Genomic DNA, 15,435 nt, shown 5'->3' on the forward strand with positions numbered 1-15,435 from the left:
AGTCAACATCTGTGTTGAATGCCAGGCCGTCATCGCGAGCTCGCTTCTACAGGGTAATGCTGTTTACCGGGGCCTGTGGCTGCCTCGAGTGAACAGCAGTGTCCCCTCAGGCTTCGAGGCCGAGGATATCCCGTGCCACCGCCTCGGCAATCCTGATCCCGTCGACGCCTGCCGACAGGATCCCGCCTGCATAACCGGCACCTTCGCCGGCCGGGAACAGACCCTTCACGTTCAGGCTCTGCAACGATTCGTTGCGGGTGATGCGCAGCGGTGACGACGTACGGGTTTCGATGCCGGTCAGTACGGCGTCATGCAGCGAATAACCGCGGATCTGTTTTTCGAAGGCCGGCAGCGCTTCGCGAATGGCTTCGATGGCGAAGTCCGGCAACGCCAGGGCCAGGTCACCCAGGGCGACCCCTGGTTTGTAGGAAGGCTCGACGCTGCCCAACGCCGTGGACGGCTTGCCGGCAATGAAGTCGCCCACCAGCTGCGCCGGGGCCTCGTAGTTGCTGCCGCCGAGCACAAAGGCATGGGACTCCAGGCGCTCCTGCAATTCGATCCCGGCCAGGGGGCCGCCGGGGTAGTCCACCTCCGGCGTGATGCCCACCACGATGCCGGAGTTGGCATTGCGTTCATTGCGCGAGTACTGGCTCATGCCGTTGGTCACGACCCGATTCGGCTCGGAAGTGGCGGCCACCACGGTACCGCCAGGGCACATGCAGAAGCTGTATACCGAACGACCGTTCCTGGCGTGGTGCACCAGCTTGTAGTCGGCGGCGCCCAGTTTCGGGTGGCCGGCATACTTGCCCAGGCGTGCGCTGTCGATCAGCGATTGCGGGTGTTCGATACGGAAACCCACCGAGAACGGCTTGGCTTCCATGTATACGCCACGGCTGTGGAGCATGCGGAAGGTGTCCCGGGCGCTATGTCCCAGGGCCAGGATCACGTGGCGGGAGTGAATACGTTCTCCGCTGGCCAGCTCGACGCCGACCAGTTGACCATCCTCGATCAGCACGTCCGTCACCCTTTGCTGGAATCGCACTTCACCGCCCAGGGCACGGATCTGCTCGCGCATGTTTTCCACGACGCCTGTCAGGCGGAAGGTGCCGATGTGGGGCTTGCTGACATAAAGGATTTCCTCCGGCGCACCGGCCTTGACGAACTCGTGCAGCACCTTGCGGCCCAGGAATTTCGGGTCCTTGATCTGGCTGTAGAGCTTGCCGTCGGAAAACGTCCCGGCGCCGCCTTCGCCGAACTGCACGTTGGATTCGGGATTGAGTACGCTTTTGCGCCACAGGCCCCAGGTGTCCTTGGTGCGCTGGCGAACTTCCGGACCGCGCTCGAGAATGATCGGCTTGAAGCCCATCTGCGCCAGTAACAGGGCGGCGAAGATCCCGCACGGACCGAAGCCCACCACGATCGGCCGTTCACCCACGTCCGCCGGGGCCTGGCCGACCATCTTGTAGCTGACATCCGGTGCTTCGTTGACGTTACGATCATCGGCGAACTTGCGCAGCAGGCCGGCTTCATCGCGCACCGTCAGGTCGAGGGTGTAGATGAAGCACAGTTCGGAGGATTTCTTGCGTGCGTCGTAGCTGCGCTTGAACAGGGTTAAGTCGAGCAGGTCATCGCTGGCGATGCCCAGGCGCTGCAGGATGGCGGCGCGCAAGTCTTCTTCGCAATGGTCGAGCGGCAGTTTCAGTTCGGTGATTCGTAACATGGTGGGGTCCGGTTCGCGGGGCGCACAACTGCGCCAGGGCGTTCTTCAAACCGGCGATTATAAGCCGCAAAGCCGATTCCGGTGAGCTTAAAACAAGCTGCCCGTCCATTCAGTCGTCGCGTGCCCCACCGAAATAGGCACAGCCGCGCTGGACCTGGCCGTTGACCCGCAATTCGGCGCTCATGTGCTGCACGCTGCCGGTGCTGCTGTCGACACAGCGGGAGGGGGTGACCCAGAGTTCGACTTTCTGGCCATTAGCCTCGGTGCCAAGGTTGAAGCGGCCGTCGCCCACTTGTTCTTCGACGTAAGGCACTGCCAGTGTCGGCTGGCCTTCGCGCTCCAGCACCAGGCCCTTGCCTCCGGCCTGGAGCGACCATTCAGGGCCGTGTCCTGTGGCGCGCAGGGTCATTCGCTTGAAGTCGGCGTCGTCGCAGGATGTGCCCGAGCGTTCCAGGCGATACAGCTGCTGGAGGTCCAGCTGGCTGTCGGTGCCGGCCGCGGCACTGGAGACGATACGCCCACGCACATCGGCGAACAGCTTGCCCTGGTCTCCGGCCAGGACGGCGGCCTGCTGCAGCACACTGGTGCTGCCGCTGTCGTTGACGATGAAGCGGCGCTGGTCCTGGCAGGGCTGGAACAGCAGCTTGCCATCGGCCGCCGTGAGCTCGCCCTGCATGCGAGTCTGGCCCGCATGGGACGCGCTCTGGCGTGGCGCTTCGAGCAATTGACAGGCGGCGAAGAGGGGGAGGAGGGCGACAAGCAACAGGGAACGGGCGGCACGCATCATTGGGTCTCCAGACAAGTGTCGCCACGTTACTCAGACTGGTCCTTCACCACAACCCGTAGGTGCTTTCCCTGGCTCAACCTACGTGAAAGGTCTGGCCGGTCTGCAGGCCTTCGACGCTCTTGGCGTAGGCCAGGGCGACGTCGGCGGCCGGCACCGGCTTGTAGCCCCGGAAGTAGGGTGCGTACTTGTCCATGGCTTCCACCAGCACGTTCGGGCTGACCGAGTTGACCCGCAGCCCCCGAGGCAACTCGATCGCCGCGGCACGCACGAAGCTGTCCAGGGCGCCGTTGACCAGGGCCGCCGATGCGCCGCTCTTGATCGGGTCATGGCTGAGCACGCCGGTGGTGAAGGTGAACGAGGCTCCGTCGTTGGCATATTCACGGCCGATCAGCAGCAGGTTGACCTGGCCCATCAGCTTGTCTTTCAGGCCGAGGGCAAAGCTTTCCTCCGTCATGTCGCCCAAGGGGGCGAAGGTGACATTGCCCGCCGCGCAGACCAGTGCATCGAAGCGTCCGGTCTTTTCGAACAGGGCACGGATGGAGGCGCTGTCGCTGATGTCCACTTGCAGGTCACCGCTGTGGCGGCCGATGCGGACGATTTCGTGGCGCGGCGACAGTTCGTTATCGATGGCCGAGCCAATGGTGCCGTTGGCGCCGATCAACAGGATTTTCATGGAGATTCCTCATTGGATTGAACGAGTTTTGAGTCTAGAGGGGTTCTTTACGCTGATAATCATGCTAATAGGCAACCTTTGGTTTTCATTTGGAAACAATCCAATGAGCGAAATGGATGACCTGGCGGCGTTCGCCGTGTTGATCGAGGCGGGCAGCTTTACCCTGGCCGCCCAGCAGTTGGGGTGCAGCAAGGGCCAGTTGTCCAAGCGCATCAGTCTGTTGGAAAGCCGTTTTTCAGTGGTGCTGTTGCAGCGCACCACGCGACGCCTGAGCCTTACGGCGGCGGGGACGGCGTTGCTGCCCCAGGCCCAGGCATTGCTGGTGCAAGTGGAGCGTGCGCGTCAGGCATTGGCCCGGTTGAAGGATGACATTTGCGGTCCGGTGCGCATGACGGTTCCGGTTTCCCTGGGTGAAACCTTCTTTGATGGGCTGTTGACGGAATTTGCCCGCACCTATCCGGACGTGCAGATCGAACTGGAGCTCAACAACGGCTACCGCGACCTGTCCCGGGATGGTTTCGACCTGGCGATCCGTTCCGATGCCGCCATCGATGAGCGCCTGGTGGCGCGGCCGCTGTTGGCCTGGCACGAAATGACCTGTGCCAGCCCGGCCTACCTGGAGCGTCATGGGGAGCCCGACACGCCTCAGGCCCTGGCCGAACACCGTTGCCTGCTCAACAGCCATTACAGCGGCCGCGAGGAATGGCTGTACCACCAACGGCATGAGCTGCTGCGGGTGCGAGTCTCCGGGCCGTTCGCCAGCAATCACTACAGCCTGTTGAAAAAAGCGGCCTTGGCCGGTGCCGGAATTGCCCGGCTGCCGTCCTACCTGCTGCATGAAGAATTGGCCGACGGACGCCTGCGCAATTTGCTGCACGATTACCAGACCCGGCGCATGCCGATGTACCTGGTCCATCCGTACCAGGGCGGCCTGCCCAGGCGCACCCAGGTGCTGGCCGACTATCTGATCGATTGGTTCAAGCGCAGTGGCGAGGCGTTGGATCGGCTCCAACGATAGTCCATCCACTGGACAATCCCTGGGGTGGCTTGGATGTTTCGACTGTCCAGATCCCTGTGAGGGAATCTGTGTTCAGCCGTGGGCGTAGCGCTTGGCGATCAGGTGATCGATCGACAACATTCCCGGTCCACGGGCCATCAGGTACAGCAACACCGCTGCCCAGGTGCCATGGGTCGGGTAGGCGTCCGGGTAGACGAACACCTGGATGGTCACGGTCATGCCGAGCAGGGCCAGTGCCGAGAAGCGCGTCGCCAGGCCAAGCAGGATCAGCACTGCCAAGACATGCTCGGCAAAGGCCGCCAGGTGCGCGGCCAGTTCCGGCGACAGCAGCGGCAGGGCGTATTCGCTTTTGAACAGGGGGATGGTCGAGTCCGCCAGGCGCGGCAGGCCGATCTGGAAGGTGCCGTCGACCAGGTCGATGGCCAGTCCTTCGATTTTGGTCTGGCCGGACTTCCAGAACACTGCGGCAATGCAAAAGCGCCCGATGAAGGCGATCAGGCTGTGGGGAATTTTCTCCAGCCATTGAATGAATCCGCAAATCAGGGTGTTCATGGGAGTACCTGTTCGGCTAGGAGATGGGTGATGGCCTGGTGGCGGATGAGCCCCGCCAGGGTGTGTTCCAGGTCAAGGTCGATCGAGGCCTCAATGGCCGCAGTCAGGGAGAACCTTTGTTGCAGGGCTGCGATGAACCCATGGGCCGCGCGACTGATCGCAAACACCTCCACGTCCAGGCCATTGCGCAGCACCAAGGCGTTTTGCGCGGGAAGCGTTTCGAACGGTACGGGCGCCTGGTGTTGGTGGGCGGCCCAGATCGTCACCACGGCATAGGGGGATTGCAATAGCCGAAGTGACGGGTGAAGCCCGATCTTCAAATCCCCTGCCAGCATGGGGGACGACAGCGCCGCCACGATTCGTTCTTGCGCCATGGGCTCGGCGTCGGCGGCATGCCAGGCTTGCACATGCAGTCGCTCCAGCCGAGCGACGTCCGCCAGGTAAGGCACGCTGGCGGCGGGTTCGAAGTGTTCGATGAACTCGGCAAAGTCGCCGCCGTAGTCGTTCATCACCGGGCTGCGCTGCGGCGTGGATTGGACATAGACCCCGGCCATGGCTCGGAAGAATTCCTCGCCCACCAGTTGCACCACCACCGGGTAGTTGTCGGCCAGGGCATTGATCAATGAGCTGAGCACGTTGTTGCGGTACACCGCGAAACGGCTTTCCGGGGCTGCCCCATTGGCGCTGATCAGGCCGGGCGGACATGCCTTGCGCGGGTCGAGCAGGGCGGCGGCAAATGCGTGCTGATTGCTCATGGCCGGGCTCCAGCGGCGCTCAACAGATGATCGGCCTGGCGTGCTTCGGCCAGCAGCACCTCCCATGCCGGGACGTGGTTGTCGCGCTCGATCAAGGTGGCGACCGGCCCGGTCCGCTCCAGCGCCTTGAGGTACAGCTGCCAGACTGCATGATCGATCGGCGCGCCGTGATCATCTATCAGCAGGCGCTCGCCGAGGCTGTCGGTATCCTCGGCGAAGCCGGCCAGGTGGATTTCGCCAGTCATCTGCAGGGGCAGGGCGTCGAGGTAGGCCAGTGGATCGCGGCCATGGTTGATGCACGAAATGTAGACGTTGTTCACGTCCAGCAGCAGGCCGCAGCCGGTGCGGCGGATCACTTCGCTCATGAACTGTGGCTCGTCGAAGGTCGAGGTTTCAAAGCCCAGGTAGGTGGCCGGGTTTTCCAGTAACAGCGTGCGCTTGAGGCTGGTCTGCACCTGGTCGATGTGTTCGCAGACCCGTTCGAGGGTTGCTTCGTCATAGGCCAGGGGGAGCAAGTCATTGAGGAACACCGGGCCGTGGCTGGACCAGGCCAGGTGTTCGGAAAAGGACTGGGGTTGATAGCGTTCGATCAAGGCGGCCAGGCGCTGCACATGCGTGACATCCAGCGGACCCTCCCCACCGATCGACAGGCCGACGCCATGCAACGACAGCGGATACCGTTCGCGTATCAGCCCCAGGAAGTGATGAAGCGGCCCGCCGGCCACCATGTAGTTTTCCGCGTGCACTTCGAAAAAACCCAGATCCGGTCGGGTCTGCAGCACTTCATGAAAATGCTCGCTCTTGAGCCCCAGCCCCGCCCTTGGCGGCAGTCGACGATCAGTGGCGAGGGATGGGGTGTTCAACATGGTGGCGGGCCTCAGGCGATGCGATCAGGACTTGGCTTTGAACGCTTCGAGCTGGCCGAAACCGGTGGGTGAGGTTTTGCTTTCCATGGTGGTGCACGTGCCTTTAGGCACCGATTTCCAGGCGTTGGCCTGATAGTCCATTTTTGCGGTACCGGCGCAGGTGGTGCCGGCGCCGGCGGCGCAGTCATTCTTGCCCTTGAGGGCAACGCCGAAGCATTTTTCCATGGTGTCGTCGGCTGCGTGAACGGTCGAGACGGCTGTCATGCTCAGGGCGGAACCCAGGGCCAGGACCAGGGCAGTGGCGGACAGGGTGCGGGTCGAAGCAGTCATGATGATTCTCCAGTCTTCAGGGAAATGAACCGGCGTTAGCGCCGGTCTGCTGAACTAGAGAAGGACGGTGGCAAAGCGTTACAGCGGGCCCCCATTATTTTTTGCCCACCTGGGAAATCCGATGTGGAGGATCCCCGTTGGGCTGCCAAGCAGCCCCGAAAAACAGCTCTGCGGTGTGTCAGGCTGATTGATGCGGCATCGCGAGGGCTGCTCGCAGCCCAACGGGGATAAATCCCCTCGCCACAGATGTATTGCTGCCTGCCATTGCATTCACTGGAAAAGCCAGGCAAAAAAAACGGCCCGAAGGCCGTTTCTTTTTCTGCGACAGACTCAACCCCCCAGATACGCCTCGCGCACTTTCGGGTCGGTCAGCAGTGCTTCACCGGTGCCTTGCATCACCACCCGGCCGTTTTCCAGCACATAGGCACGGTCGGCGATCTTCAGCGCCTGGTTGGCGTTCTGCTCCACCAGGAACACCGTCACGCCATCCTTGCGCAGCTGCTCGATGATGTCGAAGATCTGCTGGATGATGATCGGTGCCAGGCCCAGGGAGGGCTCGTCGAGCAGCAGCAGCTTGGGCTTGCTCATCAGCGCACGGCCAATGGCGAGCATCTGCTGTTCACCACCGGACATGGTGCCGCCGCGCTGGGTAAAGCGCTCTTTCAGGCGTGGGAAAAGGTGCAGCACCTTGTCCATCTGTTCCTGATAGTCGCCCTTGTCGGTGAAGAATCCACCCATGGCGAGGTTTTCTTCCACGGTCAGCCGGGCAAACACCCGACGGCCTTCCGGCACCACGGCAATGCTCTTGCGCATGATGTGCGACGAGTCCATGCCCACCAGCTCCTCACCCATGTAGCGGATGCTGCCGCTGTGGGCCCGGGGCGAACCGCAGAGCGTCATCAGCAGGGTGGATTTGCCGGCACCGTTGGCGCCGATCAGCGTCACGATCTCGCCCTGGCGGACTTCCACGTTGACGCTGTGCAGGGCCTGGATCTTGCCGTAGAAGGTGGAAACGTTTTCGAACTGCAGCATTTACGCTTCCCCCAGGTAGGCTTTGATCACTTCAGGATTGTCGCGGATCTGTTCCGGGGTGCCATCGGCCAGGGGCGTACCCTGGTTGATCACCACGATGTGGTCGGAGATGCTCATGACCAGTTTCATGTCGTGCTCGATCAGCAGCACGGTGACGTTGTGCTCTTCGCGCAGCACTCCGATGAGGGCCTTGAGATCTTCGGTTTCCTTGGGGTTCAGGCCGGCGGCCGGCTCGTCGAGCATGAGGATCCGCGGACGGGTCATCATGCACCGGGCGATCTCCAGGCGCCGCTGCTGACCATAGGCCAGGGTCCCGGCGGTCCGGTTGGCGAACTCCTTGAGGTTGACTTTCTCCAGCCAGTATTCGGCGTACTCCATCGCCTCGCGTTCGCTCCTGCGGAAGGACGGGGTCTTGAACAGGCCGGCAAAGAAGTTGGTGTTCAGGTGACGGTGCTGGGCGATCAGCAGGTTCTCGATCGCAGTCATGTCCTTGAACAGCCGTACGTTCTGGAAGGTGCGTACCACGCCCTTGAGGGCGATCTTGTGCCCCGGCAGGCCCTGGATCGGCTGGCCGTCCAGCAGGATGGTGCCGCCGGTGGGCTGGTAGAAACCGGTCAGGCAGTTGAACACGGTGGTCTTGCCCGCGCCGTTCGGCCCGATCAGCGCCACGACCTGTTTTTCCTTGACGGTCAGGGCCACGCCATTGACCGCCAGCAAGCCGCCGAAGCGCATGCTCAGATTTTCGACCTTGAGGATCTCGCGGCTCATTTGTGCGGCTCCGCTCTTAGTTTGAGTTCGGGGCGTTGCATAGGCAGCAGACCTTGAGGACGCCAGATCATCATCAGCACCATCAAGGCGCCGAACATCAACATGCGGTATTCACTGAATTCACGCATCATTTCAGGCAGCAGGATCATCACGATCGCGGCCAGGATCACACCCAGTTGCGAGCCCATCCCGCCCAGCACGACGATGGCGAGGATGATCGCCGACTCGATGAAGGTGAAGGATTCCGGCGTCACCAGGCCCTGGCGGGCAGCGAAGAAGCTGCCGGCGAAACCGGCGAACGCGGCACCGAGGGTAAAGGCCGAGAGCTTGATCACGGTCGGATTGAGGCCCAGGGCCCGGCAGGCGATTTCATCTTCGCGCAATGCTTCCCACGCACGGCCGATGGGCATGCGCAGCAGGCGGTTGATGACGAACAGCGCGGCCAGGGCCAGCAGCAGTGCGACCAGGTAGAGGAACACCACCTTGCTCACCGGGTTGTAGGTCAGCCCGAAGAACTGGTGGAAGGTCTGCATGCCCTCGGCCGCGGTGCGGTCGAAGCTCAGGCCGAAGAACGTCGGCTTGGGAATGTTGCTGATGCCGTTGGGGCCGCCGGTGAGGTCGGTGAGGTTACGCAGGAACAAGCGGATGATCTCGCCGAAGCCCAGGGTCACGATGGCCAGGTAGTCGCCCCGCAGCCGCAGCACCGGGAAGCCCAGCAGGAAGCCGAAGGTGGCCGCCATCAAGCCGGCGATCGGCAGGCAGATCCAGAAGCTCAGGCCCAAATAATGGGACAGCAGCGCGTAGCTGTAGGCACCGACCGCGTAGAAACCCACGTAGCCCAGGTCCAGCAGCCCGGCCAGACCGACCACGATGTTCAGGCCCAGTCCCAGCAGGACATAGATCAGGATCAGCGTGGCGATATCCACCGCGCCCCGGGAGCCGAAGAACGGCCAGACCAGGGCAACCACGATCAGGCCGATGATGATCTGGCGCTGGGTGCGTGGCAGTGTCAGGAACTGGCTGACCTTGGGTGAAACCAGCGGTCCGCGGTTGGAACGCAGCAGCGTGCCGACCTGTTGGCTGAACAGCACCCGCAGGAACATCAGTACCGAGCACAGGGCAATCACGCTCAGTGTCAGGGGACCGGTGCCGTGCACTTCGAGGTTGACCCCGACGATGCTCAGCTTGAGGCCCAGCACGGGGAAGGCCACGGCCCAGACCAGCGCGGCGCTGAACAGCGCCTGTTTAAGATATTTGTTCATACTTTCTCAACCTCCGGACGGCCCAGGATGCCGGTCGGCCGGAACAACAGGACCAGGACCAGGAGACCGAACGCCACGACGTCCTTGTACTGGTCACCAAAGATATCGGCGCCGAACGCTTCGGCCACCCCGAGCACCAGCCCGCCGAGCATCGCGCCCGGGATGCTGCCGATGCCACCCAGTACCGCCGCGGTGAAGGCCTTGAGGCCCACCAGGAAACCGGCGTTCGGGTTGATCACCCCGTACTGCATGCTCAGCAGTACAGCGGCGACAGCCGCCAGTGCGGCCCCGATGACGAAGGTGAGGGCGATGATGTTGTTGGTGTTGATGCCCAGCAGGTTGGCCATCTTGATGTCCTCGGCGCAGGCGCGACAGGCGCGGCCAAGGCGGGAACGGGAGATGAACAGGGTCAGCCCGAGCATGGCGACCAGGGTCACGACGAACACCAGGATCTGCATGTAGGACACCAGCACTTCTTCGGCGCCGCCCGGGCCGAAGGAGAAGCTCCCCGGGATCAGGTTGGGAATCGACTTGTCCTTGGAGTCCTGGGACAGCAATACGGTGTTCTGCAGGAATATCGACATGCCGATGGCGGAAATCAGCGGGATCAACCGGTTGCTGCTTCGCAAGGGACGATAGGCAACGCGTTCGATACTGTAGCCATAGGCACTGGTTACGATGATCGACGCCACGAACGCGGCGGTCATCAACAGCGGCAGTGAGTCGATGCCCATCATGGCCAGCCCGGCAAGGGCGATGAAGGCCACGTAGGAACCGATCATGTAGACCTCGCCATGGGCGAAGTTAATCATTCCAATGATGCCGTAAACCATTGTGTAGCCAATGGCTATCAAGGCATAGGTGCTGCCAATGGTCAGGCCATTAACCAGCTGTTGGAAAAAATGATAGATCTCAGGCATTACAGCGCTCCTAAAAACCCGATACGCATTTCACTGGTGGAGTCATGTTCCGGCCCGGTGCTGTGTTCTCTGATCACATTTGCTCCGAGCGTTTGCCAGCGAACCGCTGGTGACGGTTTTAAGATTTTCAGGTGAACCAGCGCCCGGATCGCGGGTGCCTGGCCCATAAACCTCGTAAAACAAAGCCCACTGCTTGCACAGTGGGCTTGTTGACCATGAGTGTCCTGTATCACGAGTACGGTTCCTTATGGCGGCGTCTGTAGTCGTCATGCTGCGTTGCCTGACGACTACAGCCACTCGTCAAAAAAGAACGTATTTGTGAGCCAGGACACCAGGCCTGGCTTACTGAGGGGAGACTTCAGTCTTCGGCTTGTTGAAGTGCCATTCGTAGACCACGAACTTGAAGTCCTTCAGGTCGCCCTTCTCGTCGAACGACAGGTCGCCGGTCGGCGTCTTGAAGGTGCCCTTGTGGATGGTTTCGGCAACCTTGGCGGTGTCGTCGCTCTTGGCGGCCTTGATGCCTTCGGCGATCAGTTGGACCGCGGAGTAGGCCGGGAACACGAACGGACCGCTTGGATCCTTGCCGTCGGCCTTGATGGCATCGACGACGGCCTTGTTCGCCGGGTCGGCATCGAAGGACTTCGGCAGGGTCACCAGCAGGCCTTCGGAAGCGTCCTGGGCGATCTGGGAGATGGAGTCGTTGCCGACGCCTTCAGGCCCCATGAACTTGGCTTTCAGGCCCTTTTCCTTGGACTGACGCAGGATCAGGCCCAGTTCAGGGTGGTAGCCACCGTAGTAGACGAAGTCGACATTGTTCTGCTTGAGGCGCTGGATGATCGAGGAGAAGTCCTTGTCACCGGCGTTCAGGCCTTCGAACACAGCCACTTTCACGCCTTTGGCTTCGAGGGTTTTCTTCACGGCGCTGGCGATACCTTCACCGTACTGCTGCTTGTCGTGCAGGACAGCCACGACTTTCGGCTTGACGTGGTCGGCGATGTAGTTGCCGGCGGCAGGGCCCTGGGCGCTGTCCAGGCCGATGGTGCGGAAGATCATCTTGTAGCCACGGGCGGTGATGTCCGGGCTGGTGGCGGCCGGGGTGATCATGATCACGCCTTCGTCTTCGTAGATGTCCGAAGCTGGCTGGGTGGAGCTGGAGCACAGGTGGCCGACGACGAACTTGACGCCATCGTTGACCACTTTGTTCGCCACGGCGACGGCCTGTTTAGGGTCGCAGGCGTCGTCGTATTCCTTGACTTCGAGCATCTTGCCATCGACGCCGCCCTTGGCGTTGATGTCCTTGACGGCTTGTTTCGCGCCAACGAATTGCATGTCGCCGTACTGGGTGACCGGACCGGTCTTCGGACCGGCGATGCCGATCGTGATGGTGTCGGCGGCGAACGAATGGCTGGCAACCCCGGCCAGAACCATAGCGGCAAACAGTTTGGAAATCTGCTTAGTAGCCTTAGTCATAGTGCTCCACTCATGCTGTTGTAGTTTTTATAGTCCTGGCGCCGCAGCGGCAGAACCGGGTCAGATATGCTGGATATCCCCACGGAAAATGCCCCCGGCAACTGTACCGGTACAGTGTAGAGCGCCCCTTGTTGGCAAGGGAAGCTGGCACTCGGGGACAAAATCAGGGGTTGTCGCTTTATTGAAAGAAAAAGACAGAATAGCGGCGGGTGTTGTCCGGTCTGATCGGCAATCCCTGGCCATGCTGCGCTTTTCAATCGTCACTCCAATTGCAACCGGGTTTTTCTGCCAGACCACCGACGTTATCATTCGCGCCGATTTCTTTTCCGGACAGTGCCCATGAATCAAGAACCTAGCACCCTCTATGCCAAGCTGCTCGGGGAAACTGCATCCATCACCTGGAAGGAGCTGGAACCGTTCTTCGCCAAGGGTGCCCTATTGTGGGTCGACCCGGCACTGGATTTGATCGCCGCCGCCGAGGCCGTGGCCCAGGACGAAGGGGACAAAGTCGCCGCCTGGCTGGCCGCCGGGCACGTCGCCAAGCTCTCTGAAACGCGGGCGCTGGATTTCGTGGAGCGCGATCCGCTGCTCTGGGCGGTGGTGGTTTCTCCCTGGATCATGATCCAGGAAAGGGCGTCGAATTGATCGGTGCACCAAACCAGGTCAATCCATGACCTGGAAAAAGTGTGTAGCTGAGTAGCGTGACAGCAGCCTGCCGTGGCGAAACGCCACAGGACAGGCTGACGTATACGTAACGGGAACAGTTCATCGAGCAGCCTTTGGGCTGCTCAATTGTTTCTGGATGTTGTGCCGGTGATGGAGTCAAAGCCGCTATCGCGAGCAAGCTCGCTCCCACAGTGGGCCTTGTTCACAGGGCCTTGTGAAGCGAGCCAGCTCGCGGTCGAGGCGACGCGGTCTGCGTACCTGGCCTCAGTAAGTCCTGCCGGTGTGGTTGTTCAAGGAAATGACCTTGGTCTTGCCGATGCGGTGACGGTAGATCTCGCGCAGGTACTTGATGGCCTTCTTCACGCAATCACGGGACAGGCGGATATCGTTGATCGACACGAACTTCTCCTTGTCGCTGATCAGCTCGCGGTATTTCTTTTCGTACATCGGCTTGATCGCATACCAGTTGGTGTCGAGGATCTTCGCCGGGTTCTCGAATTCGTTGAGCAGGTCGTCGATCCGTTCCTCGTCGAAGTCTTCGTTGATGATGAAGTCCAGGATCGAGTTGTCCAAGGTGTCGTCGAAGCGATACGGGTTGCGGGCGAAGCAGCGCTTGATGAAGGCCACGATCAGCGTCAGGAAATCGTCCGACAGGCATGGGCTCTTGGCGATCAGGGTGGTCAGCGACAGGTTGGCCGACGCGCCGATCACCAGGGCGTAGCGCTTGAGGGTGGTGTTGGGGAACAGGCTGTTGAGGTGGGTCTTGAGCCGGTTCAGGTCCATATAGGACAGCTTGTAGTCCTTGGGCAGCGAGACGATGGACACCACCGACGAGCAGTTCTTGAAGAAATGCAGGTCGTGCAGGGCCGCGGCATCGTAGCCGGAGTTCTTGTACTGCTCCAGCGAGGCCCGGTAGCGCTTGGATTCGATCGGCAACAGGCTGATGCCCTCGATGGCCTGGGTCACCTTGTTGAAGTGCGGCAGGTCGATGGAGCGGAAGAACAGGTCATCGATGTTCAGGCGTGGCGGTTCCTTGTCGAACACCTTGAACTTGTCGTTGCTGGGCGCCGGGGTTTCCGGGACGACGGACTCGGCGTAGGCGATCGCCACCGGGCCGGCCAGGCTCATGAACAGGTCGTTGGCATCCAGGCGGATGGTTTCGCCGATGTCGATGCCGGCGCGCCGGAAATAGTTCTGGTCGTAGTCGGTGGTCACGGCCTGGGCCGTCAGAATGTTGAAGATCTGCTGGGAGATGTACTGGTTGGCGTGCTTCTCCATGGCATTGACATCGATGTTCTGGATGTTGCCGTCATCGCTCTCTTCGGCGTAGCGCATGATGTCGTTGGAGATCAGCATCATGGCGTTCCAGGGGCGGATGCGGCCCATGACACTGGCTTCGCTGCTGTCTTCATTGGCGAAGTTGTACGAGAAATCCCATTCTTCCGAGAGGTATTTGCACAGCAGGCGTCCGGCGTTGATGTGCAACGCTTCGGACATTTCGCTGCGGTGATCGGAAATATTCGGCAGTACGCAAATGCCGCTGGTGAAGATCGGCTCGAAGACGAAGGAATGACCGCTCTTGCTGTCGTGCTCGTCCATGGGCTTGGTGTCGAACGTCTTGTTCATGTACGAATACTGCTGGGCCAGGCCGAACTCCGAGGCCATGCCCGAACCTGTACCGCCGCCGGCACTGAAGATCGAGAAATACAGGCGCGACTGGTTGGCCTTGATGCCGCAGCTGTCGATCAGGTACGAGTGGATCATTTTCCAGTCGGGGCTGGAGAAACGCTGGGTGTCCTTGTTCAGGATGATCTTGGCCAGGTACTGGCCCAGGATCGGCGCGTTACCGGCGCCACCGGCATGGACTTCCGACAGGTCCATGATCTTCATCTTGCTGTAGTCGCGCAGGAAGCCGCTTTTTTCACCCTTGCGCGAAAAGCGGATGCGCCCGGCGATGTCCTTGTCCAGGTCGCCGAGCATCACCAGGGGCTCCACCAGGAATACCGGTTTGGTCGCCTTGCCGGTGCCCAGGCGCAGGTTGTTGCGGATCCACTGCGCGGGACGATAGCCCTTGTCGCTGTAGGCCTTGTCTTCGGCGTTGAATTCGTTGAGGTAGAACTTGCGGGCGTTGTACACCAGCTCCGCCACGTCCAGGGCAATGTTGGAACCGCAGCGCCCGAGACCGATCAGGCACACCGACGGGAATTCCTGCTGGCCGCGTTCGCTTTCCTCGTCCACCAGGTGCGGGGGGCGCGGGAAGACCGTGTCACGCAGGCCGTCGAGGTTGTCGAGGATACGGTCGGTGTTGGTTTCGGTGAAATACAGATACTGCTGGGTCGACAGGGAACGCAGGCCCCCCGGCGACTTTGAGGTTTCAGGGCCGTTGGCGGCCGGGCTCAGGGTCAGATCGGATAACGCAGTGGAGGTTTTTTTTGAGGTCATGGTGCGCGTATGCCTGAGCTGTTCGGCTCGACAATCGTTGTCATCGAACCATCGCTGATGGGAGCTCGCGCCCTGGTTGGCGCGAAGGTCGGCCCAAGCGTTCAGGACAGCAGCCTGACAGCGCTCGGGTAAATCTATTCATGTTGGATCGGCCAGCGAGGGATGTTCTTTAAT

General features: G+C 61.2%; 15 protein-coding genes. 2 read left to right on the top strand and 13 right to left on the bottom strand.

Annotated features, from left to right (window positions below):
* Window positions 1–106: 106 nt before the first annotated feature.
* The 3 genes from AC1M7R_RS17430 to AC1M7R_RS17440 form a co-directional block, all read right to left on the bottom strand.
* Window positions 107–1,720, bottom strand: coding sequence for an NAD(P)/FAD-dependent oxidoreductase (locus AC1M7R_RS17430; RefSeq protein ID WP_490609772.1), 1,614 nt, complete (start codon window positions 1,718–1,720; stop codon window positions 107–109).
* 109 nt (window positions 1,721–1,829) lie between these two features.
* Window positions 1,830–2,504, bottom strand: coding sequence for a hypothetical protein (locus AC1M7R_RS17435; RefSeq protein WP_072388718.1), 675 nt, complete (start codon window positions 2,502–2,504; stop codon window positions 1,830–1,832).
* A gap of 76 nt (window positions 2,505–2,580) precedes the next feature.
* The gene (locus tag AC1M7R_RS17440) at window positions 2,581–3,180 is read right to left on the bottom strand and encodes a short chain dehydrogenase (RefSeq protein ID WP_072387729.1); all 600 of its coding nucleotides are present in this window, start codon (window positions 3,178–3,180) and stop codon (window positions 2,581–2,583) included.
* A gap of 103 nt (window positions 3,181–3,283) precedes the next feature.
* Here AC1M7R_RS17440 and AC1M7R_RS17445 point away from each other — a divergent pair, with 103 nt between their 5' ends.
* Window positions 3,284–4,198, top strand: coding sequence for a LysR family transcriptional regulator (locus AC1M7R_RS17445; RefSeq protein ID WP_072387727.1), 915 nt, complete (start codon window positions 3,284–3,286; stop codon window positions 4,196–4,198).
* 72 nt (window positions 4,199–4,270) lie between these two features.
* Here AC1M7R_RS17445 and AC1M7R_RS17450 read toward each other — a convergent pair whose 3' ends face one another.
* The 9 genes from AC1M7R_RS17450 to AC1M7R_RS17490 form a co-directional block, all read right to left on the bottom strand.
* Window positions 4,271–4,750 carry a DoxX family protein gene (locus AC1M7R_RS17450; protein ID WP_072459603.1) on the bottom strand — a complete coding sequence of 160 codons (480 nt, stop codon included), beginning with the start codon at window positions 4,748–4,750 and terminating at the stop codon, window positions 4,271–4,273.
* Window positions 4,747–5,505 carry an HvfC/BufC N-terminal domain-containing protein gene (locus AC1M7R_RS17455; protein ID WP_490609773.1) on the bottom strand — a complete coding sequence of 253 codons (759 nt, stop codon included), beginning with the start codon at window positions 5,503–5,505 and terminating at the stop codon, window positions 4,747–4,749. Before AC1M7R_RS17455 ends, AC1M7R_RS17450 begins: the two co-directional genes overlap by 4 nt.
* Window positions 5,502–6,371, bottom strand: coding sequence for an MNIO family bufferin maturase (gene bufB / locus AC1M7R_RS17460; RefSeq protein ID WP_123595411.1), 870 nt, complete (start codon window positions 6,369–6,371; stop codon window positions 5,502–5,504). The genes AC1M7R_RS17455 and bufB overlap by 4 nt, the downstream gene beginning before the upstream one ends.
* Window positions 6,372–6,395: 24 nt before the next feature.
* Window positions 6,396–6,701, bottom strand: coding sequence for a BufA1 family periplasmic bufferin-type metallophore (locus AC1M7R_RS17465; protein ID WP_072387717.1), 306 nt, complete (start codon window positions 6,699–6,701; stop codon window positions 6,396–6,398).
* Between the two features lie 330 nt (window positions 6,702–7,031).
* Window positions 7,032–7,733, bottom strand: a complete 702-nt coding sequence (locus AC1M7R_RS17470) for an ABC transporter ATP-binding protein (RefSeq protein ID WP_072387714.1) — start codon at window positions 7,731–7,733, stop codon at window positions 7,032–7,034.
* Window positions 7,734–8,501, bottom strand: coding sequence for a high-affinity branched-chain amino acid ABC transporter ATP-binding protein LivG (gene livG / locus AC1M7R_RS17475; RefSeq protein WP_072387712.1), 768 nt, complete (start codon window positions 8,499–8,501; stop codon window positions 7,734–7,736).
* Window positions 8,498–9,763 (bottom strand): high-affinity branched-chain amino acid ABC transporter permease LivM, encoded by a 1,266-nt coding sequence (locus AC1M7R_RS17480; protein ID WP_072387709.1) that lies wholly within the window; start codon window positions 9,761–9,763, stop codon window positions 8,498–8,500. Before AC1M7R_RS17480 ends, livG begins: the two co-directional genes overlap by 4 nt.
* Complete coding sequence (gene livH, locus AC1M7R_RS17485) at window positions 9,760–10,683, bottom strand: high-affinity branched-chain amino acid ABC transporter permease LivH (RefSeq protein WP_053153077.1); 924 nt, start codon at window positions 10,681–10,683, stop codon at window positions 9,760–9,762. The genes AC1M7R_RS17480 and livH overlap by 4 nt, the downstream gene beginning before the upstream one ends.
* 342 nt (window positions 10,684–11,025) lie before the next feature.
* Window positions 11,026–12,153 (bottom strand): branched-chain amino acid ABC transporter substrate-binding protein, encoded by a 1,128-nt coding sequence (locus tag AC1M7R_RS17490; protein WP_072387707.1) that lies wholly within the window; start codon window positions 12,151–12,153, stop codon window positions 11,026–11,028.
* A 339-nt stretch (window positions 12,154–12,492) separates the two neighbouring features.
* Between AC1M7R_RS17490 and AC1M7R_RS17495 the strand changes: the two genes are divergently transcribed.
* Window positions 12,493–12,798: a DUF2288 domain-containing protein gene (locus AC1M7R_RS17495; protein WP_072387705.1), complete on the top strand. Its 306-nt coding sequence runs from the start codon at window positions 12,493–12,495 to the stop codon at window positions 12,796–12,798.
* A 285-nt stretch (window positions 12,799–13,083) separates the two neighbouring features.
* Here the strand turns inward: AC1M7R_RS17495 and AC1M7R_RS17500 are convergent, their stop codons facing one another.
* The gene (locus tag AC1M7R_RS17500; protein ID WP_072387703.1) at window positions 13,084–15,261 is read right to left on the bottom strand and encodes a hypothetical protein; all 2,178 of its coding nucleotides are present in this window, start codon (window positions 15,259–15,261) and stop codon (window positions 13,084–13,086) included.
* Window positions 15,262–15,435: the final 174 nt, after the last annotated feature.

The sequence above is a fragment of the Pseudomonas sp. MS01C9 genome (assembly GCF_058202755.1).

What these genes read in the sequence shown, in the direction of transcription:
- AC1M7R_RS17430 (WP_490609772.1), bottom strand. Translation starts at nt 1,720, where the DNA reads ATGTTACGAATCACCGAACTGAAACTGCCGCTCGACCATTGCGAAGAA.
- AC1M7R_RS17435 (WP_072388718.1), bottom strand. Translation starts at nt 2,504, where the DNA reads ATGCGTGCCGCCCGTTCCCTGTTGCTTGTCGCCCTCCTCCCCCTCTTC.
- AC1M7R_RS17440 (WP_072387729.1), bottom strand. Translation starts at nt 3,180, where the DNA reads ATGAAAATCCTGTTGATCGGCGCCAACGGCACCATTGGCTCGGCCATC.
- AC1M7R_RS17445 (WP_072387727.1), top strand. Translation starts at nt 3,284, where the DNA reads ATGAGCGAAATGGATGACCTGGCGGCGTTCGCCGTGTTGATCGAGGCG.
- AC1M7R_RS17450 (WP_072459603.1), bottom strand. Translation starts at nt 4,750, where the DNA reads ATGAACACCCTGATTTGCGGATTCATTCAATGGCTGGAGAAAATTCCC.
- AC1M7R_RS17455 (WP_490609773.1), bottom strand. Translation starts at nt 5,505, where the DNA reads ATGAGCAATCAGCACGCATTTGCCGCCGCCCTGCTCGACCCGCGCAAG.
- bufB (WP_123595411.1), bottom strand. Translation starts at nt 6,371, where the DNA reads ATGTTGAACACCCCATCCCTCGCCACTGATCGTCGACTGCCGCCAAGG.
- AC1M7R_RS17465 (WP_072387717.1), bottom strand. Translation starts at nt 6,701, where the DNA reads ATGACTGCTTCGACCCGCACCCTGTCCGCCACTGCCCTGGTCCTGGCC.
- AC1M7R_RS17470 (WP_072387714.1), bottom strand. Translation starts at nt 7,733, where the DNA reads ATGCTGCAGTTCGAAAACGTTTCCACCTTCTACGGCAAGATCCAGGCC.
- livG (WP_072387712.1), bottom strand. Translation starts at nt 8,501, where the DNA reads ATGAGCCGCGAGATCCTCAAGGTCGAAAATCTGAGCATGCGCTTCGGC.
- AC1M7R_RS17480 (WP_072387709.1), bottom strand. Translation starts at nt 9,763, where the DNA reads ATGAACAAATATCTTAAACAGGCGCTGTTCAGCGCCGCGCTGGTCTGG.
- livH (WP_053153077.1), bottom strand. Translation starts at nt 10,683, where the DNA reads ATGCCTGAGATCTATCATTTTTTCCAACAGCTGGTTAATGGCCTGACC.
- AC1M7R_RS17490 (WP_072387707.1), bottom strand. Translation starts at nt 12,153, where the DNA reads ATGACTAAGGCTACTAAGCAGATTTCCAAACTGTTTGCCGCTATGGTT.
- AC1M7R_RS17495 (WP_072387705.1), top strand. Translation starts at nt 12,493, where the DNA reads ATGAATCAAGAACCTAGCACCCTCTATGCCAAGCTGCTCGGGGAAACT.
- AC1M7R_RS17500 (WP_072387703.1), bottom strand. Translation starts at nt 15,261, where the DNA reads ATGACCTCAAAAAAAACCTCCACTGCGTTATCCGATCTGACCCTGAGC.